At 43.1% G+C, this 24,554-nt stretch carries 16 protein-coding genes; 10 read left to right on the top strand and 6 right to left on the bottom strand.

What is annotated here, in order from left to right; all coding sequences use genetic code 11:
- Positions 1-57: 57 nt before the first annotated feature.
- A complete protein-coding gene (locus tag BMX56_RS08225) occupies positions 58-636 on the bottom strand; it encodes a DUF6438 domain-containing protein (protein WP_143065395.1) in 579 nt (192 codons plus the stop codon).
- 185 nt (positions 637-821) lie between these two features.
- Between BMX56_RS08225 and BMX56_RS08220 the strand changes: the two genes are divergently transcribed.
- The 4 genes from BMX56_RS08220 to BMX56_RS08205 all read left to right on the top strand — a co-directional run bounded on the left by BMX56_RS08220 (position 822) and on the right by BMX56_RS08205 (position 4,407).
- Complete coding sequence (locus tag BMX56_RS08220) at positions 822-1,094, top strand: hypothetical protein (RefSeq protein ID WP_090644213.1); 273 nt, start codon at positions 822-824, stop codon at positions 1,092-1,094.
- 12 nt (positions 1,095-1,106) lie between these two features.
- Positions 1,107-1,682 (top strand): Crp/Fnr family transcriptional regulator, encoded by a 576-nt coding sequence (locus BMX56_RS08215; protein WP_090644209.1) that lies wholly within the window; start codon positions 1,107-1,109, stop codon positions 1,680-1,682.
- Positions 1,683-1,749: 67 nt separating this feature from the next.
- Entirely contained in the window at positions 1,750-2,772 is a 1,023-nt protein-coding gene (locus BMX56_RS08210; protein ID WP_090644205.1) for an NAD-dependent epimerase/dehydratase family protein, read from the top strand.
- A gap of 372 nt (positions 2,773-3,144) precedes the next feature.
- Complete coding sequence (locus tag BMX56_RS08205; protein ID WP_255369804.1) at positions 3,145-4,407, top strand: dipeptidase; 1,263 nt, start codon at positions 3,145-3,147, stop codon at positions 4,405-4,407.
- A gap of 56 nt (positions 4,408-4,463) precedes the next feature.
- Here BMX56_RS08205 and BMX56_RS08200 read toward each other — a convergent pair whose 3' ends face one another.
- Together BMX56_RS08200 and BMX56_RS08195 are read right to left on the bottom strand one after the other, a co-directional pair.
- Positions 4,464-6,413 (bottom strand): tetratricopeptide repeat-containing sensor histidine kinase, encoded by a 1,950-nt coding sequence (locus tag BMX56_RS08200; protein WP_090644198.1) that lies wholly within the window; start codon positions 6,411-6,413, stop codon positions 4,464-4,466.
- Positions 6,414-6,661: 248 nt separating this feature from the next.
- A complete protein-coding gene (locus BMX56_RS08195; protein WP_090644194.1) occupies positions 6,662-8,527 on the bottom strand; it encodes a PAS domain-containing sensor histidine kinase in 1,866 nt (621 codons plus the stop codon).
- A gap of 698 nt (positions 8,528-9,225) precedes the next feature.
- On the opposite strand from BMX56_RS08195, the gene BMX56_RS08190 reads away from it, so the two are divergent.
- The 5 genes from BMX56_RS08190 to BMX56_RS08170 all read left to right on the top strand — a co-directional run bounded on the left by BMX56_RS08190 (position 9,226) and on the right by BMX56_RS08170 (position 16,765).
- Complete coding sequence (locus BMX56_RS08190; protein ID WP_090644191.1) at positions 9,226-9,807, top strand: RNA polymerase sigma factor; 582 nt, start codon at positions 9,226-9,228, stop codon at positions 9,805-9,807.
- Between the two features lie 65 nt (positions 9,808-9,872).
- Positions 9,873-10,952, top strand: coding sequence for a FecR family protein (locus BMX56_RS08185; protein WP_090644186.1), 1,080 nt, complete (start codon positions 9,873-9,875; stop codon positions 10,950-10,952).
- A 131-nt stretch (positions 10,953-11,083) separates the two neighbouring features.
- Positions 11,084-14,497 (top strand): TonB-dependent receptor, encoded by a 3,414-nt coding sequence (locus BMX56_RS08180; RefSeq protein WP_090644182.1) that lies wholly within the window; start codon positions 11,084-11,086, stop codon positions 14,495-14,497.
- A gap of 26 nt (positions 14,498-14,523) precedes the next feature.
- Positions 14,524-15,966, top strand: a complete 1,443-nt coding sequence (locus BMX56_RS08175; RefSeq protein ID WP_090644178.1) for a RagB/SusD family nutrient uptake outer membrane protein — start codon at positions 14,524-14,526, stop codon at positions 15,964-15,966.
- A gap of 358 nt (positions 15,967-16,324) precedes the next feature.
- Entirely contained in the window at positions 16,325-16,765 is a 441-nt protein-coding gene (locus BMX56_RS08170; protein ID WP_090644174.1) for an Hsp20/alpha crystallin family protein, read from the top strand.
- Positions 16,766-16,914: 149 nt separating this feature from the next.
- On the opposite strand, the gene BMX56_RS08165 is transcribed toward BMX56_RS08170, so the two are convergent.
- From BMX56_RS08165 to BMX56_RS08155, 3 genes are all read right to left on the bottom strand, one after another.
- Positions 16,915-18,252, bottom strand: a complete 1,338-nt coding sequence (locus BMX56_RS08165) for a histidine-type phosphatase (protein ID WP_090644169.1) — start codon at positions 18,250-18,252, stop codon at positions 16,915-16,917.
- Between the two features lie 315 nt (positions 18,253-18,567).
- Positions 18,568-19,950: a hypothetical protein gene (locus BMX56_RS08160; RefSeq protein WP_143065394.1), complete on the bottom strand. Its 1,383-nt coding sequence runs from the start codon at positions 19,948-19,950 to the stop codon at positions 18,568-18,570.
- 11 nt (positions 19,951-19,961) lie between these two features.
- A complete protein-coding gene (locus BMX56_RS08155; protein WP_177183752.1) occupies positions 19,962-22,739 on the bottom strand; it encodes a TonB-dependent receptor in 2,778 nt (925 codons plus the stop codon).
- Positions 22,740-23,295: 556 nt separating this feature from the next.
- Between BMX56_RS08155 and BMX56_RS08145 the strand changes: the two genes are divergently transcribed.
- Positions 23,296-24,453 (top strand): homogentisate 1,2-dioxygenase, encoded by a 1,158-nt coding sequence (locus BMX56_RS08145; protein ID WP_090644153.1) that lies wholly within the window; start codon positions 23,296-23,298, stop codon positions 24,451-24,453.
- Positions 24,454-24,554 lie beyond the last annotated feature (101 nt).

Genomic DNA, 24,554 nt, shown 5'->3' with positions numbered 1-24,554 from the left:
TCGCTATTTCACAACAACAGCCAATGAGGCCGTAAGCCATCCATATTAAACAATTATTTAATCTTCCTTCTCCTTTTTTGTTGGCGGTGGAAACCTGATGTCCCGAACATCCGATCCCGGAAAGGGTTTTAATTTCGATTCGAATATAAAGGTGTCCTTGGTTGGTGCTGGTTTGACGACTTTATAACTTTTGATTATGTAGTAGAACGCCTCCCCTACGCCGTTGGGTAAACTCCCGGACTGTGCCCTTATACGTTTTACTTCATGTCCATAATGTATAAATACCTCGAGGCTTTCGTCATCAACCGTATAATTGTACATAGTATCCAAACGCTTATAGTTAATGTTTTCGAGTTTCATGTTCAAGGTGTCCCAATACGCCTGGCTTATCTTCGCGGAATAGTACCCTATTAGCTTTTTATTTTTGCCGCTGTCTGTCGAAGAAAGGAAATAGGGCTTTTCTCCCCAATATCGATAGGTAAGAGAGCTATCGACGCTCACGACAGTAGGCTGGCAAAAACCAAAACATCCCGTGGTAGCAATCTCAATTTTGGTGATCTCATTGTTCCGTCGCGATTGTTTATCACAAGCAGCAAGAAAGATTAGCGTAGTAAAAAACATAAGGCAGTACTTCATATGATTTTAGGTTAGAACTAAGGTATAGATTTTTCTACGCTTTGTCCCCTGCAGATTGTTTAAAGAAGGGCCATACCCCAGGGAGAAGCTAACATCAAAATATATTTAACAATAAGCCTTATAATAAATGTGTTAAAACAACCTACCTGTTGGGTTGGTATCCGCCTACAACAATCCGCCTCATCATGACCATAAAACCGTTACTATTGCTTTTCCTGGTATGTATAACTGCCTCACATGTTCTCGCCCAGGCTAACACTGCCGAAAATATTACACTTAAGGGTATTGTGATTGATAAGGAAAACAGCAAGGCATTGGCTTATGTAAGCGTGGGAATTTTAAACAAGCCTATTCAGCTTCTGGTCGGTGTTTTCACCGCACCAGCCGATGCTTATGTATTGCAATTGATCTGCTTAACACAAAACGAGATCTTTCGACAAAATAGTGTTACTTATTGATAACTTGGCGGTATGCACAAGCACTTGCTAAATATAATATCTCAAAAGGGACCGCTAACAGAAGCTGATAACGATTTATGCAAAGCATGTTTTGAGCCGGTGTTGTTGCCTAAAAACAGAATTGTTGAACAAGCCGGTTACGTACCCCAATACTTGTATTTTGTTATAAAAGGCTTTATGCGTATTTTTCATTACAACGAAAATGGCGACGAAGTAACAACTCATATTAATTGTCCGCCCGGCTTTTTAACTTCTTACTTTCATTTTATCAATCAAACTAAAGCCGATGAAAGTGTAGAATGCATTACCGAATGTGAATTGCTTAGGATCACAAAAACCAATTTAGACAGGCTAACCAGTAAAAGCGCAGCGTTTAAAGATTTCAGTATTGAAGTATTTCAGCAATCTATAGCTTACAACGAGAACCGTTCAAAAGAACTTGCCACATTAACAGCAGAGCAGCGATATAAAAAACTTATCGAAAACTATCCGGCTATCATTCACCATGTACCGGTGCAATACATAGCTTCGTTTTTGGGCATGAAACCCGAAAGTTTGAGCCGTATCCGCAAACGGATGCTTTCCTAACATTTGTCAAGTGGATTAGCTTTTATAGTCGGCAGATTTGAACCATTAATTATTAAAAAATAAGCAAATGGAAAATCAGCAGCTATCATTGGTTAACGGTGCAAATGGGCATCTGGGCAACAATTTAGTACGACTCCTTATCAGCAAAGGCATTGCGGTACGTGCGTCGGTAAGGAATATTAATGATAAAAAAACTTTTGAAGGATTGGATTGTGAGGTGGTTCAATCAGACATTACTGATAAGCAATCGTTGGTAAGGGCGCTGCAAGGTGTAGATACCTTTTATGCAGTAGGCGCTGCGTTTAAGCTTTGGGCCCGAGATCCCCAAAAAGAAATTTATGATGTAAATATCCGGGGCACCAGGAACATGATAGAAGCAGCCGCAGAGGCTGGGGTTAAAAGAATTGTATACGTGAGTTCAATAGCCGCGCTAAATTATACCACCACCCCGGCAAAGGAAAGTTACGGTTATAACCCGGACCGCAGGGATGTGTACTATAACTCAAAAAACGACGGCGAACAACTGGCTTTTAAACTTGCAAAGGAACTTAATATAGCGTTGGTAGCTGTATTACCGTCGGCTATGATAGGAGGTGAAGCTTTTGCGCCATTAAATGTATCGTACAATATTCTCAGGTTAATTCTGCAAAAAGAAATCCCGGTAGAAACTAACATTACACTTAACTGGGTAGATGTAAAAGATGTTGCCGAAGGTTGTTATTTAGCGGCAACAAAAGGGATCAACGGAGAAAGGTATATCCTGGCAAATGAAAAATGTACGTCTATTAAAGATACTACCAAAATGGCACAACAGCTTTTCCCCGAATTGAAAATCAAATTACCGGTAGCAGTGCCAAAACTTATTTTATTTGTTATTGCCCGGTTAATGGAATTAGGAAGTAAAATGAATGGGAAAGCACCATTATTGAGCACTAAAGACATTGCTATGTTTTCGGGATTGCAACAGGACTTCTGTTTAACAAAATCGAGAAAAGAATTAGGCTTTAATCCCACAAACACCGACGTGGTAGTAAAAGAATCAATGCAATATTTGATCAGCCATCAATTGGTGCAATTAAAGATCTCTTAAACCCGCTCCGCCCTTGGTGGAGTTGTCTCCATAGGTGTCCGGAAGACTTTTTAGTTCCCTCCCAACGGGAGCCGTCGGAAATGAGCGCAAAGGCAGGGAGGGGTTTATACGAGCGGCTGGTTGCAAAGCAGCTTGAACGCCTGATTTAACCCCTACCCCCACCTTCCCCAAGGAAGGAATCGCACACTCCCTCCGCTTTTCTGTCCCCGCGCAAGTCATATCCCGAAAGCCGCGTTTATGCGCGATGATTATCTTTATCGGCTCTATCCGCCAATTCGTCTATTCATCCCGGCCAAACGACGATTACAGGAGGCGATACTCGGGGTAGTTACTACCTTTAAACGAGATAAAACAGCTATCCTGTAATTTAAAATGATGAAGAAGTTTCAACCAACCTGGTCGCGGCGGGAATTCCTGGCCGCGGTTGCCGTTGCCGGGGCCGGCACTGCATTAATGCTGAACCCGCTGGCTACCTGGGCTACCAATGGGGTAGACCCTCGCGTAGCCAAAATAGTAGCCGATACCCTGGGTATAGATACGCACAACCATATCGACGTGCCACTAACGTCAGCCGAAGTACCGGGCCCGGATATCAGCCTTGCGGGCGAACTGAAAAAGTCGGGCTTAGCGGCCATCTGCATGACATTCGCCGTTGATTATCAAAAACTGCAAAACCCCGGCGATGCCTACGAGCGTTTTAAAAACGGCCTGGCTTCAATGGACCAGCAGCTGGCCCGTAACGGTATGAAGCGCTCCCTGAACATGGCCGATCTTAACAACGCACATAAAAAGCACCAGCCCACGGTTATTCAATCGGTAGAGGGCGGTCATTTCCTGGAGGGACACATTGAACGACTTGAAGAAGCCTATACCCGCGGCCTCAGGCACCTGACACTCCTGCATGACAGCGATGCCTCGGTACCGCTGGGCGACGTTTTCACCAACCCTGCACGCTGGGGAGGCCTTACCGCTTTTGGTGCCGACGTTATCCGCGAGTGCAACCGCCTGGGCATCCTGGTCGACCTGGGGCACGCCAGCGCCGAAACAGTGGCCGCCGCACTTAAAGTGGCCAAACACCCGGTAATCATTTCGCACACCGGCCTTGATACCCAATTGGGGCAAAACGAGAACATGGCCCGCATGATGCGCCCCCGGCTCATCAGCAAGGAGCAAGCTAAAATCGTGGCAGATACCGGGGGCGTTATCGGCGTTTGGACGCACCTGGCCGACTCGGCATCTGAGTATGCCCAAAATATCCGGGCGCTGGTTGATGTTGTGGGGATAGATTATGTTTGCATCGGTACCGATACCAAACTAACCCCGGCTTACAGACCAGCGGGCGGCGGTTTCGGCCCCAAACCGGGCGAACAAGGCCCGCCACCGGGCGGCATGCCCGGCAACCGTTCTGATGGCCCACCTCAGGGCGATAAACCCCATGATGGCCCAGCCGGCGGCCCAAACCGCGGCAAAATGGACGGGGGTACCAACCAAACCTGGCCGGATCAAAAGACAGGGTTTTATTACACCGTAGTAGAGGCGATGCTGAATATTGGTTTTAACACAGATGAAATAGGCAAGATAGGCGGCGGCAACTTTTGCCGGGTGTTTGATGCAGCCACGGCCGGCAGCCACTAACCTGCGGATGACTGGCCTGGAGCAAAGTACTTAACTTATTGGAAAGCCCTGGGTGGCTATAGTGATGGTATGCTAAAATAAAACGAGCTGCCAATACCTGCCTTACTTTCAAACCATATGGTACCGTTGTTTTTTTCGACCAGTTCTTTACATAATAAAAGTCCGAGCCCGCTTCCTTTTTCGCTGGCTGTACCATAAGTTGTGTACGACGAAAATTTATCAAATATTTTTGCCTGGGCTTCTTCGGGAATGCCTTTCCCGTTATCTTTTACAGTTATAACGGTAACAGCATCCTTATTTTGGGCGCTCACTGTAACGGTATCACCTGCTTTCGAAAATTTCACGGCATTCTCCACCAAATTCCTGATCACGATATCAATCATTGTTTCGTCGCCATAAACAGTTCCGGGCGTGGTACTCTCCACCCCGGTTACCAGCACTTTCTTTTCGGCGGCCCGTTCTTTCAGCAGGGTTATATTTTGTTCTATTACTTTTTGCACATTAAAGTCGGCGGGATTAGCCTGGATACCATCCATCTGGCTTTTTGCCCAATACAGCAGGTTTTCGACCAGATGCGCGGTTATTGTAAGCGTATCGGATATTTTCTCAATCCAATACTTACCCTCTTCTTCCGATAGGCCATCCTCCTTTATCATATCTATCATATGGCTGATGGTATGGATAGGCCCCCGCAAATCGTGCCCTATAATAGAAAACAGTCTGTCTTTTACATGTACCAGTTCTTCCAGCTGTAGGTTTTGCGCCGATATATCTTTGTTTTGCAGGGCCAGTTGTTCGCTAAGCTTTCGTTTCTGCGCGTAATTTCTGAACAGCACAAAGGCAAATATGAGTAACGAGATAGCCCCTGCCGTTAATAAATCGCGCCTTAGTTTTACCCTTTCCAGCTCTTTTTGCCCTATAACCTTATCTTTACTCAGCAAATCAATTTGCCGTTGCTTTTGTTCCAGTTCATATGACGATTGTATATTCCGGATAACTTTCTCTTTTTCTGCGGTTTTCAAGCTGTCGTTCAAAGCAACTTCAAGGTTCCTGTAATATAGTGCTTCCTTATAACTGCCTTTTTTTTGATTGGTTAGGTACAGTGCCTTATAAGCGGTTGCAATAAGTTCAACAATACCCGATTTTTTGCTTTCTTCCAATCCCTTTTGTGCATAGCTCATACTCGCAGTGTAATTACCTGTATAATAACTGGTAAGCGCCAGGCCGTTATGGCAATAAGCAATATCCTCATCATCGCCGTTTTTTTGCGCAATAGCAAGCGCCTTATAAAAATAAGTCTGCGCCAGCCTGTACTCTTTCTTGGTAACATAGTTTTCGCCAATATTATACAGTGCAACGGTTGTGTTTATAGGATTTTTTCCTCTTTTCGCAATAACCAGCGCCTGGGTATTATATAGTATGGAAGAATCGGGCTGGCCTTTTTTCTTAAAAATTTCGCCTAAGTTTATCAATAAGCTCACCACCCCCTCATGTGTAGGGTCATTTTGTTTCAGGGCTATTTTATACGCTTGCCTGTTGTAATAAAGCGCTTTTGAATAATCCTCAATACTGATGTACATGCCGCTGATGTTATTATATTCATTGCCGGTTAATCCTTCCATCCCCAGTTTTTGGCTGATGCGTAAAGACTGAAAATGGCATTCCAGCGCTTCGGGCCACTTGCCTTTGTATCCCAGGGCCACCCCTTTTGAAACATAGGCCAGGGCCACACCTTTTTCAAAATGAATTTTTTGTGCAAGGTCAAGCGATTTTTGCGCCATTAGAAGGGCGCTGTCGGCATTTCGGCCCCAGTATTGCCTGGAAATAGAATAATAGGTATTTACGCGGTCGGTATCGTGTTTGGCTGTTTTTAGTTTCTCAAATAAAACCTTTAAATGATCGGCCTGGGCCAGGCTGGTGGATGGGGCCGCAGTAACCAGTAAACTGCATATAACCAGGTGCCATATATAAAAATACAGGTTATGCGTAAGTAAAGGTTTTCCCATACAGTATAATTTAAATTAATTGGAACTGTTAATATAACGTTAAATGAGCAATCTTAATAAGATATACAGAAATAAGATATTACCATATTTATTAAATATAGTATCATACCAAATGCTTTCATTTATGTATATACTACGGTGGTATAGGAGCGGGCGTTGTCCTTTATCTATACGATATTTCGCTACTGCACCAAATGTGGCTACAATAACAGGAGTGCAAATACGAAATTTCAATATTTATCCCGCTTTCAGTCGCCAGGTTTTGTAAAGGGAAATTCTAAAATAATTTCGGTACCTTCTGTTAGTTTGCTTTTTACTTTTACGTTACCGCCTAAAGCCTCAACCTGGGTTTTAACCATAAAAAGCCCCATGCCCTTGCCTTCCATAGTGGTATCAAAACGTTTGTACAAGCCAAACAGGCTGGCGGCATTTTTGTCAAGATCAATCCCCTTGCCATTGTCTTTAAAAGTCAGTCTTATTTTATCTTTATGCTGATGGCTTTCGATATGAATAAGCGGCACAATGCCAGCCCGGCGATATTTGATGCTGTTTGAAATAATATTGTAAAAAATACTGTACATGAAACTTCGTATGGAAAATATGGCGCTGGCCTCATCAAAAGCGCATTCAAAATAAACGTTTTCATCTGCGATGATATGCTGCATATTAACCTTAATATCATTTACCAGGTTGTTAAAATGCACTGTTTCTTTTTGTTCGTTTACCACCTTCCGGGTTTGCAGGATATGGTTAAGGTCCTGTATAACGGTGTCGATATCTTTTGCAGATTGGGCGGCTTTTTCAAGCACTTCACGCATTTCAGTCAAGGTGCCATCTTTTTCATCAACCAGGTACGAGAGTCCTATTATATTGGCCACAGGCGCGCGCAGATTATGCGATATGATATAAGTAAATTGCTCCAGGTCTTTGTTTTGCTGGATAAGATCGGCTGTTATCCTTTCGCGTTCAAGCCCGGCAATTTTATGCGCGGTAATGTTTTTGTTAGCCACCACAAAACCACAGGGATTTTGCTCACTGTTTTTTATAACAAACCATTGAATATGGTACCATTCAACAGTGCCGTCGTTTTTTGGATAACTTAATTCATACTCGGCGCTTCCGTTCCTGACAACTTTATCCAGCATTTCTTCCATAAAAGCCATTCTTTCTGCTGGAAAATAACCTTTCATGGCCTGGCCTGTCTTCAGTGTTTTATTTCGGCGTTCTTCAGAATACTTTTGCGCCTGCGCGTTAAATGAAACGATGTTCAGCTCGTCATCAAACAGCACATAAGCTATATCGGTGTTGTCGAAAATGGCGCGCAGGTTTGCTTCCGATTTTTGAAGCGCTTCCTGATCTTGTTTACTCTGGGTAATATCTGTAACCATGGCAAGGGCGCCTTTATACCTGCCTGTTTTATCAAAAATTGGATTGGCAGATATATTTGTCCACACATCTTCCCCATTTTTTTTAACGTACCTGATATTTAAATTTTCTTTGGCCCCGTTTCTTCGCCTTTCCATGCAGGCTATAGCGTAGGCCTTCCCCTCTTCGTCCATAAAATCATAAAGTTCCTTTCCCATCATTTCTTCTGCGGAGTAGCCCAAAATTTCGGCTATTTTGATGTTTACAAAATTTGTTTTTTCGTTTTCATCAATTGTCCAGATGCCTTCCTGGGCGGTTTCAACAATTTGCCGGTACAACTCCTCACTTAACCTTAGTGTTTCCTTTTCGGCTTTAACCGAAGTGATATCCCTGATAATCCCCTCGGCCCTTATTAAACTCCCCGAAGGATTCAGTATGGGGATAGTCTTTTTTTCCACCCAGCGCGTCGTTCCGTCTTTATGGATAATGCGGAACTGGCTGCTTGCCTGCTCGCCTTGTTCTAACTTTTTTTGTTCATTAACAACGATGTCGTTATCCTCTGGGTGCACCAAATTAAACCACAGCCCGTTAGCGGCAATAAAATCGGCGGGTTTATAACCGTATAGTTTTTCGCATGCCTGCGAAATTTGCAATACCTGCATATTAACCATATCAACAGAAAAGAAAACTTCATCCATGGCATCAAAAAATGCCATTAAATTATCATGGTTGCTTTCCTGTGTTTGCATCTTGCGGGATGTAGGTTTATTAGGTAATATGAAAGTAATAACGTTTGGTTTAAAAAATACAACTGTATACTGCCCCGGACCTGAAATCGCAATTTTCCGTTTGTTAATCTACGTTAAGTAAAAAAGGCCCGTCATAATTAAAAAGTTCTTTAGCATTAAAAACGAGTTCCGTATTATTTAAACGTAATGGGTGTTATCCATAGCGAATGTAATATACGCATATTACAAAAACATATAAAAAGCTATTTTTAAATATATTGTCATCGCTATAAAGCAATGATACTATTACAAGTTGCTGATTTTCAATAGGTATTAAAACATTCACTGGTTACCTTACTCGTTTTTCGCTGCCACGAACCAGTCTTTCGGGAGCATTGGGGCCGGCAGGTTAATATTTAATTAAGCAAAATTGGCTAATCATTCAGCATAATTACCATATCCTTTATTTTTTTAATAAGTTGGTTAATTCTCTTTTTTGAATCATCCTGGTTCATTTTACAGGCCAAGTAGTGGAATTGGAAGTGTTTTTTTCAAAATATCCATTGATTTCCGTCTATATAGCATATTAACATATTGTGCCCTGGCTAAGCCCGATATGTAAATGTCATTAGTTTAATACAAATATTTTATTTTAGTTTGTATCATTGGATACCAGTCTTGTATCGCAATAAACCTAATTTAATTATAAGCAATCAAAAATGTCGTGCAATTTGTCTGACTTAACGGATATTGTAAAAGAAATAGCTGTGCACGACAGTTATTCCGCTTACAAAAAGTTATTCGGATTGCTATTTCCACCAATAAAACGCTTTTCATACAGCCTGTTAAAATCGCCCGAACTTGCAGAAGAGGTAGCGTCTGACGTATTGATTACTTTGTGGCGAAAGCGGGATTCTATTACCTCCATCAATAATATTAAAGTATATGCTTTTGTAATTGCAAAAAACCTGTGCTTAAATATTTTAAAAAAGAATTCGGGCGGCAGAATAGTTTCACTGGATGATATTGCAGTTAATTTACGGATTGATAACACAACCCCCGAGTGGATCCTGATTAACGACGAATTGAGGATAAGCCTTAATAATGCTATCAACGAATTGCCAACCAGGTGTAAAATAATTTTCAGGCTGGTAAAAGAAGATGGCCTGAGTTATAAAGAAGTTTCTGAAATACTTGACATATCTATAAAAACAGTTGATGCTCAACTTGTTATTGCCACCAGGCGCCTGTCTGTTTCTATTAAAAAGGAGTTTAACCTTAGCCCGGTAAAAAAATATTAAAAATTTTTAGGGAGAATTTCTGGTTTTGTTGTCCTTCGGCTTAATTACCCAACATTTAGTTATTAATGGAGCAGAAAAGGATCATTCAGTTATTAACCAGGAAACTTGCCGGTGAAGCCACCAGCGAGGAACTACTGGAACTGGAAGAACTGCTTGCGCTATTTCCCGAAGCCCTGTATTACGAAGAGGTGCTAAACCAAATTACCTTTAAAGATGAACTCCATGAAGAAATTGATATAGATGAAGCTTTTGCCTTGCATGAGCAAAAATACGGGCATGAGTTTGCCGATGATAACCAGAAAGGCCCAGCCACCAATTTAAAAAGAAGGCTTGTTACGCGCTGGCTGGTGGCAGCCTCGCTGATAACGATAACCAGTTTTGCCGTATTCCTGTTATATCGCAATAAAAAAAGCAACAATGTTTCATACACACCAGATACAGAAATTGTATGCGGCAAACGGATGCGCAAAAAAATAGTACTGCCGGACGGCACAAGCGTTTGGCTTAATACCAACAGCAAGCTCCAATATGATGAAACCATGCTGAATAAGGACCGCCGGGAAGTAAGGCTGTACGGCGAGGCCTTTTTTGATGTAGCTAAAGATAAAAAGCATCCGTTTATTATACATACCGAAAAAATAGCTGTCAAAGTTTTAGGTACGGCTTTTAATATTAAAGCCTACCCTGGCGATGCTGTTACCGAAACAACGCTCATCAGGGGATTAATCGAGCTATCGCTTAACAGCGATCCGCAACGGAAGATATTACTGCGTGCCAAAGAAAAACTCGCGTTAAATGAAAGCGTGCTAAATGAGCATAACGATAAAAGCGCCGCCCCGCCAATTCATAACCAGTTGGTAATAGAAAACATTGAACCGGTTGAAATATCAAACAAGGATTATATTGAAGAAACCTCATGGCTGCAAAACAAACTGGTTTTCAAAGACGAATCTTTTGAAGAGCTGGTACCCAAGTTAGAAAAATGGTATAACGTAACCTTTAAAATTAATAATAAAACCGCGGCCGGCTATAGGTTTACCGGCATTCTTGAAAACGAAACCCTAACCCAGGCATTAACAGAAATGCAAATTATAAGACCATTTAAATTTAAGATAACCGCCAATGACGTAGTGACCATTAACTAAAGAGAGAAGAGGGTTGCAATAAAAAAGCGGGAAATGCTCGAATATTCCCCGCTGTATTATCGATCCATTAAATCAGTAACAGGATGTTGCTGATAACTAACCGATTGTTTAATTACTAACACCGTAAAATTATGAAAAAAGAAATACTTCATGATAAAGTATTTTCTGTGCCCCATTACCGAAAATTTTTATTGATGCTTAACTGGACTTTTGTTCTCACTTTCCTGTTTTGTTTGAATGTATCGGCAAACAGTTATTCGCAAAACGTTAAGGTTAGCCTTAACCTTAAAGATGCGTCTTTGAGGAAGGCTATTAACACCCTTGAGCAAAAAGGGAAAACCCGTTTTTTATACAGCGAGCAATTGTTGCCGCAAGACAAGCAGGTTACGCTTGATGTTAACAACGTGCCCCTGCTTGATGTATTAAACAGGATACTTGAAAATACCGGGCTTGATTACCAGACAACTGATAACGGGCTGGTGATTATAGCCCTGAAGGGTTCTGTTATTAAAAATATACAGGTAAAGGGCAGGGTGCTTGATGATAAAGGCAGCCCATTGCCGGGGGTAAGTGTAAAGGTACTTGGTACAAACGGCGGCGCCGTAACTAATGGCAATGGCGAATACGATGTATCGGTGCCCGAAGGGGCTTCCCTGGTATTTTCATATATCGGCTATCTTACACAAACGGTTGAAGTTGGTACAAAAACACAGATCAATGTAGTTTTAAAAACAGATGAAGCCAGCCAGAAACTGAGCGAAGTAATTGTGGTTGGATACGGCACGCAACGCAAAAGCGATCTTACCGGATCAGTAGCCTCCATAAGCGGGAAAGATTTGGATAAAACGCCGGTACTGGGCGCCGACCAGATGCTGCAGGGAAGGGTTAGCGGTTTGCAGCTTACTCAATCAGACGGGCAGCCGGGCAGTGCCACATCTATCCGCATACGGGGCACCAACTCCATCAACTCGGGTAACGAGCCTTTGTATGTTGTTGATGGTTTTGCAGGTGTTGGCAACCTTACCTCCATCAACCCAAATGATATACAATCTATCGAGGTTTTAAAAGATGCGTCGGCAACCGCAATTTATGGTAGCCGCGGTGCCAATGGGGTAATACTTATTACCACCAAAAAGGGAAAAGCCGGGCAGCACGCTATAAATTTTGAATCGTACGCGGGTGTACAGCGTATAGCCCGCAAACTCCCCCTTATGGACGCCACACAGTTTGGCAAATACCTGAACGAATATTATACCGAATATAACGCAGCTAACCCAGCCACAGCCAAAGCTTTACCTTACACCGACGACCAGATTGCCGGGTTTGGCAAAGGCACCGACTGGCAGAACGCGCTATACCGCACCGCGCCAATACAAAATTATCAGCTTAGCTTTAACGGCGGAACCAACGAAGCTCGATACTACCTCAGCTTAAACCACTTTGACCAGGACGGTATTATGAGGGCCACGGGTTTCAGACGCGAACTGGTGCGTTTAAACCTGGACAGGAATATAGGCAAGAAGATTAAGATGGGCTTTTCTTCGCAGATTTCCTATAATGTACAGGCGGTTGACCCAAGTATAACCGGGGTAGGATATGGCGCTGCGGGCGGCGCGTTAAGCATGAGCCCAATTACACCTTTACGCGATGCCAGCGGGGCATATACATTTGCAAATGCGCCTGCCGCGTATGTTGGCACATATGGAAACCCGGTTGCCGCTGTTGAATTGGCCACAGACCGTATTGCCAATTCGCGGGGGCTTATTAATACTTTTGGCGAGTATGAATTTATCCCCGGCTTTAAATTTAAAAGCAGTTTTGGGGTTGATTATAATACCGCCAACGAAAATTCATACCTGCCTACCACCATTTACATTGGGCAGCAAACCGGCGGAACGGCTTATTCGTCCAATAATACAAGCTACAGCTGGTTAAATGAAAATACATTATCCTTCAATAAACAATTCAACAAAATACATGTAATTGATGCGGTGGCCGGTGTTTCATTACAGGAGTTTAAAACCAAGGCATTCAGCAGCAGTGCACAGGGCTTTTTTACCGATAATTTAGGCACCGACAACCTGGCTTTAGGCGCCAATGTTTTAACGCCCCAATCCAACAAGTACAGGAATACTATTGCCTCCTATTTTGGGCGGATTAATTACCGGCTGATGGAAAAATACCTGTTTACTTTCACCATGCGTTCTGATGGGTCTTCCCGTTTTGGTGCAACAAGAAAATGGGGTTATTTTCCATCCGGAGCGTTCGCGTGGCGGGCATCGGAAGAGAAATTCATTAAAAACATAAAACAAATATCAGACCTGAAAATCAGGGCCAGCTACGGGGTTACCGGTAACCAGGAAATAGGATCATATCAATCATTATCTCAATATGGCATAAACAGCTACACTTTAGGCACGTCGGCAACACGTGTGGTTGGCGTACAGCCAAATAATATTGCTAACCCTAAATTGAGTTGGGAGTCTACAGCTTCTTTTGACGTAGGCGCCGACATGGGATTGTTTAATAACCGCATCAGCCTTACTGCCGATTATTATCATAAAACAACCAGCGATCTGCTGCTTAATTTTTCGATACCTCAATCGTCGGGTTTTTCAAGCATCTTGCTTAATGCGGGAAAGGTTGAAAACCACGGTATCGAATTTTCTTTAACTACAAGAAATATTGAATCGCGGAATTTCAACTGGAATACCACCCTTACCTATGCCGCCAACCGGAACAAAGTATTGGATATGAATGGCACCAACAATATACTGGTTGGTAATACCGGTCCATACATTGCAACCAACGGCCTTGCACCTTCTATTTTGCGGGTTGGCCAGCCTATAGGATCGTTTTACGGCTATCATTTTGATGGCATATACCAAACCCAGGCGCAAATTGCTGCAGCAGGCATATCAGGCGTAGTACCGGGCGACGCCATCATTCGAGATGTTGACGGCAATAAAATAATTGACGGTAATGACCGGCAAATTATCGGGCAGGCAGCTCCAAAATTTATTTTCAGCATAAACAATACTTTATCTTACAAAAACTTCGATCTTTCCATTTTTGCCCAGGGGGTACAAGGCAACAAGGTGCTAAACCTTACCAGCTATGCACACAGCAGCGGCACTACAGCAAACGTGTACAGCTATATGGCTAATGCCTGGAACGGCGCCGGCAGCACCAACACCGTTCCAAGGGTACTCAGCACGTCTATACGCAACGCCGGCGTGGTAGATAATTACCTGGAAGACGGGAGTTATTTGAGGATACAAACCATATCGCTGGGATACAATATACCTGTCTCGCCCACATCACGGGTATTTAAAACCTCAACGGTATATGTCACAGTCCAAAACGTACACACTTTCACAAAATACACCGGCTATAACCCCGAAATAAACAGCTTTGGTGCCCAAAACCTGAATGCGGGTACGCAGAACCTGAACCCAGGCAGCCAGAACTTAAACCTTGGGGCCGACGTTAACTCATATCCGCCGCCAAGAACCTTTTTATTGGGAGTGAAAATAGGATTTTAAACAAAAACATATTTAATATCATTCATATGAAGATAAGAATTTTAATGGCTGTGGCGATAGTTACTATCAGCCTTACCTCGTGTAAGAAATTCCTTACCGAACAGCCATATAGCTTTTTAACGCCCTCCAATTTTTATAAAAACCAGGGCGATGCGGTTGCGGCTTTAAACGGAGTTTTCAGCACGATGCAACCTCAAACCTTTTATCAGCGTACGGTTTACATCGTATCTGATAATGCATCGGACCTGATGTATGCAGCACCTGGTTCTTCAACCGACAGGAACTCGCTAACCAACCATACTTTTGCCGCCGTTAATGGCGAAATTGGCAACTGGTACATCAATGATTACAAAATGATCAAGAATGCAAACGACGTTATCAAATACGTTCCGCCGATTTCGATGGACCCGGTTGAGAAGGCAAATATTATTGGTAATGCCCGCTTTTTGCGTGCATTAGGCTATTTTAATCTGCTTACTGCTTTTGGGGAAGTGCCGCTTATTACAGAACCTGTTACCGCAACCTCGCCCGATCTGTATCCAAAAAAAGCTTCACTTGCGGCTCTTTATGACCAGGTGGTTGCCGATCTTCAGTATGCCGAAGCCAATTGCTATGCCGAAAAAAATATTACTGCCGGCAATAAGGGAAGGGTATCTTCGGGCGCAGCATCTGGCCTGTTAGCAAAGGTACTGTTAACACGCGCTAAATCAGGGGCAGCAAAAGCTACTGATAGCCAGGACGCGCTTACCGAATGTAATAAAGTAATTAACGACGGCGGCTCATACAGCTTGCTAACCAATTATGCCAGTATATTCAGCTCGGATAATAAATATAACAAAGAGATAGTTTTTGCGGTACGCTTTGGCACAGCGCCCAATGTTGGTAATATTATATTGCGGATGTTTTATCCAACTGTTTTAGGCGGGTACGGCTCATTTTTTGCCCAGAACAACTTTTTCAATAATGGCTTTCCCGATGGCGACAGAGATGTACGCAAAACCTATAGCATATCTAACCAGGCCGTTGATAGTAAAGGTGTAACCCAAACGGTAACCCCTTTTATTTATAAATTCAGGGATAGCCAGTGGAAGCAGGATAATAATTCACGGAGTGATTGGTTTGTATTACGCCTGGCCGAAATTTACCTGTTGCAATCAGAGGCCATGAATAACATCAACCCAGCTGACCCCGACAAATTTAACGGGATAAATATAGTGCGGGCGCGGGCGGGTTTATCATTGCCAACAGACCAACTAAATATTACCAATACCCCCACCCCTGATGCGTTTATAGATGCCTTACTGGCCGAACGGGCGCGTGAACTTTGCGGAGAAGGGCAACGCCGCTGGGACCTTTTACGTTTGGGACGGCTGAAGGCCGCTATGGCCAAGGTTAGTGTCACTGTTGATGATAACCATTTACTATTCCCGATACCACAATCTGAACAGGATGCCAATCCTAATTTTTAATGACATACCCCCCTACGGCGCCGCCCCGATAATTATCGGGGTGCCCTGTTGGCAAAGTAGTTAATATACAAGTCCCGGATGTGGTTTCATCCGGGATTTTGTGTTTTTAGGAGGGGCTATTGGGATGGGCTCCTAATATTTGATTTAGATTATTTATGGACGGTAATGAATAACGCGCGTTATATTTGAATTTGTGACAGCCATAACCTGCAATTTTTTCACAGAATATGAAATTTTTTCAGTCGGTTAAGCCGCTTTAGCTTCTGGCATTTTACTTGTTGGGTTATTATCAGAACGCGAAGTTCTGAAGTTTAATTAATACAAGTTCAATCATTAAATTTATTTAGGAGGACAACCTATGACATTGGTTAAATTTAATCCCGAAAAAAGGAGCAACTCATTACTGCCAGGCTTTAATGACGTTTTTGATTCCATTTTTAACGACACTTTTTTAAACGACCGTATGGTGGCCCGCGTGCCTGCCGCTAACATTAGCGAAACAGCCGAAAACTACCATATTGAACTGGCTGCACCCGGCTTAAAAAAAGAAGATTTTAAACTAAACCTTGACCGCAATGTATTGAGCATTTCTGTTGAACAATTGTCAGAAAGCAATAACGAGAAAAAAAATTACAGCAAACGCGAGTACAGTTATAGCTCATTCGTGAGATCATTTACCCTTCCTGAAAGTGCAGATGACAATCGCATTGAAGCTACTTACACCGATGGCGTACTTAAGGTAAACATTGCCAAAAAAGAAGAAGCCAAATCTGTAAGCAGGCAAATTGAAATTAAATAACATGTTCTGATTTATAGTTTAAGAGCCTCCTGGATAAGGGGGCTTTTTTGTACTTGTAATTTACCCGCAGGCCAAAAAGGGCATAAAAAAACTGAAGAAGTTAACTTAATCCCTGGGGTAACGGCTGCGGGTACCGAGCGTACAAAAAGCTATTTTAACTCCTTTAAAAACGCAGCAGCATCGTCGCCCGGTTTGTAATTTAGCATGGCAAGTTTGGTCATATACAATTGGCGTATATCGGCCCATTTGTAATATGGGAAACCTGTTTTTAACCCGCTGATATGCGCTTCCTTCTCGTTTAGTAGTATCTTGACAAGGTAACTTGCCGATCCCCTTTTTTTATAAAATATCCATTGGATATTTGAGCTTAGCGGGGCTACGTTTGAAGCCCGCCAATTGGCATCAAACTGGTTAATGTTTGGCGATACCTTATCGGCGCCTTTAATTACCAACAATGCCGCAAAAGGCGAAATAGTTTCGGCATGGGCAAAACGGAGGTTGGCGCTAATTGCTCCGGTTTTTATAAAATCATCGCTGGTGGTTATAAAATTGGCTAATAAAGGCGCAGCTATACTTACCTGGATGCCATTGGGTTTTATACCGGGGCCTTTCACCAAAAAATCTTCAGCGGCATCGGCGCGCCCCAAAGCTTTTAGCTCATCACAGGAAAAAAAGTGGGTAAAGTCAAGATCTTTGGGATCGATGCCCTTTTGGTTGATTTCTTCCTTTAACGAATATACTATAGTTGCAAACCCCCAGATATCACTTACTATTTTATCAGCCCATTTTTTATCCTGTACTTTCACAAAATCAGGCTTGAAAAATTTGGCGATAATATTTTTGTTGATCTCTTCAATATGTTCGGCTTTGGCAATAATAGCTTTGTATTTTTCCCAATCGTCGCCGTCTTTATAAGCGGTATAAGCCGGCGATTCATCGTAAAACCGCAGGTTTAAGTCATCATTGGCCTCCGTTATCTGAGCCGAATCTTTTAAACCCGCCTTCAACCCCGACAAAAAAGCATCGGCGCTTTGTTTAGTGCGTACCTCTTTGGTAATTGTTACGTTTAATTTGGGATGGCCGGCAAATATGTTGCTGTAGTTTCGATACATCCTATCCCCTATTTGCTGTAATTCGGTACGCCCCTCGGCAGATATGGATTTGATGTTTCCTTTCTCTACCTTTTGCAGGTTAATCACCATTTGTTTAAGCAGCCTGCCTTTTTCGCTAAGCATGCCTGCGCTATCGGCCTTTAATAAAATGACGTATATAGCAGTGGTATTCACATCCTTAGTTAAATGCCTTGCCCCGTGCCTGCCCACGTGATTAATAAACACCGGCCGGTAACCTTTTGGCGCAGGTGTATATTTGGCAAGCGGTGCTTTATACAAGGTTTTGGTACCTAAAAAAGCAGTACCACAATCCTGGGCATAGGCATTGAAAGCTGATACAGATATGAGCAGAAGATATAAGAAAGCTTTTTTCATGGGTTGAAGAAATGTCGTATTAAAAGGGCTGTCATGCTGAGCTGTAAAATCTATAGATTCTGAAGCGAAATGACATTAAAAAATATAAGACTGTCATCCTGAGGTACGAAGGATCTATTCGCGAACTTTTCTATCGGTCATATACAGTTGATAGATCCTTCGTACCTCAGGATGACAGGAAAATTGGATATGTCATGGATAACATGGCAGTCCTCCTCTTTTTAAACGTAAACACTTTAAAAATATCAATTTAAACATGCAAGGATCAGCCTTTCAACTGATCCTTGCAAATATTAATTAACCAAGAGCTTATTATTAATGCTGGTTACCTGTAAAATCATTCTGATAAGCGCCGGCATCTTTACCCGGAGGGGTAATATCCGTACCGTAAGTACCGGTTGCAGTTACCGCGTGCATTGGTGTAAAATCAGTTTTGCCCGCTTTAAGCGCTTTCGATGTTGATTTTAACCTGAAGTTTGATGTACCAACCATTACCGCGGCCGGGGTTTGTAATGATACCGTCATTGGGCCAGGGTTGGCTGTATAATCAAAAGCAGTAAGATCATAGCCATAAAATGACGGATCGTTATCTTTTGGCGTAGTTGAATGCACATCGGCCGATTGAAAAGTGGATACGCCATCAGCGGCATTAAACAGGTCGACTATTTTTTGGGTTTGTCCGTAATAATATTGATTGTTGTACTTGATGTTAATTAAGTCTGCATCACCGGTTAAACGCAGGCCAAACCGGCAGTTGGCAATAATGTTATTGTAAACTGTTCCCCGTGCCGCCTTTTCAAAATTGATAGAGCCCCCACGGCCAGATTTCGTTTGCCTGAAACCGCAGTTAACCATGGTATTGTTGTACATGTTAACATTGGTTTGAGTGCCCGAGCTACCGGCATCAGATGCCTTTAAAGCGTTGGTAGCAGCACCTATCATAAAGTTATAAGCCAAATCGCCCACGGTACCGCTTTTCATATTAAAAAACTCGCCTCCTGATTGTCCGCAAAGTTCAAAGGTATTTCGCATTACGCTAATCTTGCCGCCTGCTACCCTAATGGCATCATCCTTCGCGCCAAACACCCACGAATCTTCTAAAATAAAGTTCCTGTTGATATTGGCGAAATAAATGATATACCTGGGGTCGCCGCTGGAGTAAATGCCAGTTTCGTTACCGCTTGCGGGGCCGCCCGCAAATTCAAGGTGTGTCCATTTAATAATCAGATCGCCGCCTGGGGTAGCGCTTTTCGATGAAGGGTCGGGCCAGCAAACAATACCACCCCAGTATCCTTTAAAAACGTCGGTATAGTTTTGCGCGTTCGCCTCGGTGTGATAGGTATCGGCATTTTGTACGGTTATATAGTTGGGTTTATCCTTTGTACCCAGGCTGATAAAAGTACCGTGCATGATAATTTCGGGCGCCGTTTGGTAGGTTTTACCATCGCCTATGGCTATCAGCTTTACGCCGGCCTCCATTTGCAGGGTGTCGCCCTCATTTACAGTAATATCGCTGCTGAAGTAATAAGTTTTACCGCTGAGCATAGTGCCTTTTACGGCCCCTTTAAGGGTATCAGAAGTGATACCGTTACTTACCTGGTGCAATGGCGGCGAAATAATTGCCAGTTCGGCTTTATGGCATGCACTTAGCGCTAATAGCGTAAGGCATGCAAAATATATTTTGTTTAAGCTTTTCATCTGTAATATCATTATAATTTATACCGTAAACCAAGTATGTAATATTGTTTGTAAAGGTCTTTACGTACAGCTGTGTTTTCGCCAGCTTTTTGCAGTTCAACATTTACCGCATCTGTTGGGTAAGGCCTCCTGATCTCTAATTCATAGGGGGTATTCAACAGGTTGGTTGCCTTGGCATATACGTACAGATTGCCAAACAAGCGTTTATCGGCCGATAGGTCAAGCGTTGTAAAACCTTTTTGCCAGATATCATTATTCAGATATGGCGATACGGTATTTAACCTTGCACCGGTGTATACAAATGACAACTGTGCATTAAGCCCGTTTTTAACGCTGCGGTACAGTAATGAAAGGTTACCAATATTTTTTGACTGGCCCTGTAACGAACGCGTTTGTTGCACAGTACGGTGTGTTACCTGTCCCTGGTCGTTACGATAATCTTCTTCTTTATCTGTTGTTATTTTAGAGTTGGTGTAGGTGTAGTTTGCACGGATACCAAAACTTCTGAAATATTTGGTGTAATCAACCTCAAAGCCGTAGTTGTGGGCATTGCCAAAGTTTTCCGGCCTTAATACGTAGCTTGTTCCCGATTTTTCGATAGCGTATTCAACCGGGTTGTTTATTGATTTGTAAAACACACCAACCAATAACTGGTCAAGCGCCTTAGGGAACAGTTCGTAACGTAAGTCGAAGTTTTCGGCGGTGATACGTTTCAGGTTCGGGTTGCCTAATTCGTCATAAAGTGCATCCGGGTCGCCGGCTGTATGCGGCACCAGCTCATAAAAGTTTGGACGACTGATGGCCGAGTAATACGACAGGCGCAGATCCTGCTTTTCATTAAACTGATATTTAAAGTTTAGGCTTGGTAGTAAATCATAATATCTGATTGTTCCGTCTTTACCTTCTACCGAAGCATCAGCCTGCGTATGCCAGGCCTGGCTGGTATGCTCATACCTTAAGCCGGCAATAGTTAATAATTTACCTGTGGTAAACTTAACCTGGCCATATCCGGCGCCAACCTTTTCGGTAAAATCGTAATTAAGCGCATTAGTTGGCGTGCCCTGGGTGTTAAACAAATCGAAAGTGTTTAAATCAACATTGCCGTTAAAAGTTTGGGCCGTGTTTGCGGCGCCTGGCCTCAGGTCATACTCATCGTAGCTGCTGTGCCTTGTTTTATCGCGGTACATACCACCTGCGCTTAATTCAAATTTAGTATCGAACAAAGTTGGTGTATAAATAAAGTTCAGGAAGCCTGTTTTGTCCTCATCCGAGTTTTTGGTGAAAGTGCGGCTTTGGGCTTTATTGGCATCAAAAGTAAAAGGGGCCTGTACAATAGTACCGTCTGATTGAACGTTACGGCCGGTATTCAGGTTAAGTTCGGCCCTATCGGGCTCATTGGCGGTAGCTTTTGAGTAAACGGCCGTCCAGTTGATGCTAAAATTATCGTTCAACCTATGATCGCCATGTAAATTGCCGTTTTTTATGGTTTGTATCGTTCTGTCGCTGCGGTAGGTTTGGCCTACACGGCCGGTGCCAATACCTGCGCGGCCAAGCTCTAAACTGGTATCCGAGCTAAACCTGTAGGTATTTTGGGCAAGGTTAATGTAATCCAGGTCGAGGGTAATCTTATTGGCATTGTTGATACGGTAATCAAACTTGGTAATAACACCTGTACGCTGTTGCTGGATGTTGTAATTACGTTTTTCAATATCGGTAACCAGCGGCTCGTTATTTGCCGGGTTAACCTCGGTACTAAAAAATGTACCATTGGTTTGCCTGTACGTATTTTGATAGCTTAAAGATAATAAGGCCCCAAACTTTTTATTGGCGCTGCGGCCGCCTATGCTTAAGCCAGCTATAGTAGCTAAAGGCACCTTGTTTTCGCTATAATGAAATGGAGCGGTTGTAAAATCGGCACCGGTAGCTATGCGGCCATCGGCACGTGGCGAGGTTTGTAAGCTACCGCTATGATCAAATTTGGTAAAGCCTTTGTTAAAAAAGTTGGCCGCCAAACCCGTACCCAGGTTGGCACGAACAGTAAAATCGTCCGGCGCATCTTTTAGCACCAGGTTTATGGCGCCGCCAATAGCATCGCCTTCCATATTGGCCGTAAGCGATTTGGAAACCTCTAAACGGTCAACAATATCTGCCGGGAAAATATCAAGCGGTACATAACGGTTTTTATTATCGGGACTGGGGATTTTAACACCATTTACCAATGTATACTGGTAACGCGCATCCATACCGCGAATGATAGCGTATTGTGCCTCGCCGTTGGTGCTGCGGTCAACCGATACACCTGATACACGTTGGGTAACGTTAGCTATGGTAATATCGGGTGACGCCTCAATGGCGCGTGCCGAAACCACGTTTAACAAAGCCGGCGACCTGCGCTGGGCAGTGGTGGCCGACTGATCGGTACTTTTATCGGCGCGGCCATTTATAGCTACTTCGTTTAAAGCGTGTTCTTTTGTTTTTAAAGATAATTTAACGTTTGTTATACCGCCATCCTGCACGGTTACACTGGCTTCATCATCCTCAAAAGAAATGTAGTCTGCCTCAACTTCGCAATTACCCGCGGGTACATTTTTAAATACAAAAGTACCATCAAGGCCAACGCCGGTTGACGCTTTGAAACCTTTATCTTTGCTTTTTAATTTAACGGTGGCACCAACCAGTGGCTCGCCTGTTTTTCTGTCGGTAACGGTTCCTTTAATCGTTCCGCTTGCAAAAGCAAAACTGCTGATAGCAAACTGGAAGATAATTAATAGGGGTAGGAGTTTCTTCATTATCATGGGGGATTAAAAATCCCTGCAAAGAAACCCCGGCGGTTTAATGATTAAATAAACCTAACGTTAACATATTGTTAGGCAAGGTTAAAAAACCAATAACAAATAGCTTTTTACGTAACAAAGCTGTTTCAATTTTAAAAAACACAAATTTGCTACAGAATTATTTATCAGCAAACATTCCCCGCAGGCTTGTTCAACTTTTGCATACTACTTTGTTGTTTAACCAGCTATTACCAAGCTGCCCCTCCATCTAACTAAAATTTGCTTTGCAATAATAAACCACCTAACTTCGTATTAAATAAACCATGAGCATACAAAAGCACTTTTATTTTTCCCTGGGGCTTACCTCCATGAGCGATGCATCATCGTTTAGGGATGCTATGCTCGCCAAAGCTGTGCTGGCTCAATACTAACTCCCTTTTCCACTCTTCTTTTTTAATTATTGCCAAAGCCGGTTTACAGCCATATGGCTCATTTGCGCTATAAGCATATTTAAAACTTCCGAAACTATCCTGGTACTTTAAACGTTTTATTATCAACCAATTAAAACACAATGCCTGTATATCATTCATTAGGAGCAATTCCGCCTAAAAGGCATACGCAGTTCCGTAAGCCCGATGGTACCTTATACGCCGAAGAGCTGGTTTCTACAGAAGGTTTTTCGAGCCTTTACTCGTTGGTTTACCACGTATACCCACCTACCATTGTTAAAACCCTTGGCGAACCGTACAGCGTTGAGCCCAAAATAGCTCGCGAAAAACACCTGAAGCATACCAGCCTGATAGGCTTTAATGTACCGCCCGAAGACGATTACCTGCAAAGCCGTAAACCGGTACTGGTAAACAGCGACCTGCATATTTCACTGGCCGCGCCACGCCAAAGCATGACTAATTATTTTTACAAAAACAGCCAGGCCGACGAGGTGGTGTTTATTCACGAAGGTACAGGCACTTTAAAAACCGGATTCGGCAATATTAAATTCGGCTATGGCGATTACCTGGTAATACCACGTGGTACCATTTACCAGATGGAGTTTGACGGCACAGCAAACCGCCTGTTCATCGTCGAAAGCTTTAGCCCGATACGTGCCCCCAAACGCTACCGAAACCAGTACGGGCAGCTGATGGAACATTCGCCCTATTGCGAGCGCGATATTAAGCGCCCCACCAACCTGGAAACCCACGATGAGCACGGCGATTTCAAAATTCTGATTAAAAAGCAGGGGCTTATTTACCCCTACATTTACGGCACACATCCTTTTGATTTTATTGGTTGGGATGGTTTCCATTATCCCTGGGCGTTATCTATTCATGACTTTGAACCGATAACAGGCCGCCTGCACCAGCCACCGCCCGTTCACCAAACTTTTGAAGGCAACAACTTTGTGATATGCTCCTTTGTGCCCCGCAAGTTTGATTATCACCCCCTGTCTATCCCCGCCCCCTATAACCATAGCAATGTAGATAGCGACGAGGTTTTGTATTATGTAGATGGCGATTTTATGAGCCGTAAAAGCGTGGTTAAGGGCCAGATAACCCTGCACCCGGGTGGTATCCCGCATGGCCCGCACCCAGGATCGGTCGAGAAATCAATAGGTAAAGAATCAACCGATGAGCTTGCCGTGATGATTGACCCCTTCAGGCCGCTGATGCTTACCGAAGATGCTATTAAGATTGAGGACGAAAATTATTATAAAAGCTGGCAAATGTAGGTTAGGCGAAAGGTAAAAGCTGAAAGGCAAAAGGTAGCTGCAATCAAGTTAAAATGGGTGAAAGGTTAAAGGCAAAAGCTGAAAGGACTCTCCCCCTTTCA

The organism is Mucilaginibacter sp. OK283 (assembly GCF_900110415.1).
GTDB lineage: Bacteria > Bacteroidota > Bacteroidia > Sphingobacteriales > Sphingobacteriaceae > Mucilaginibacter.
The sequence above is the reverse complement of the archived record's forward strand: the minus strand, read 5'-3'. Positions and strand labels throughout refer to the sequence as shown.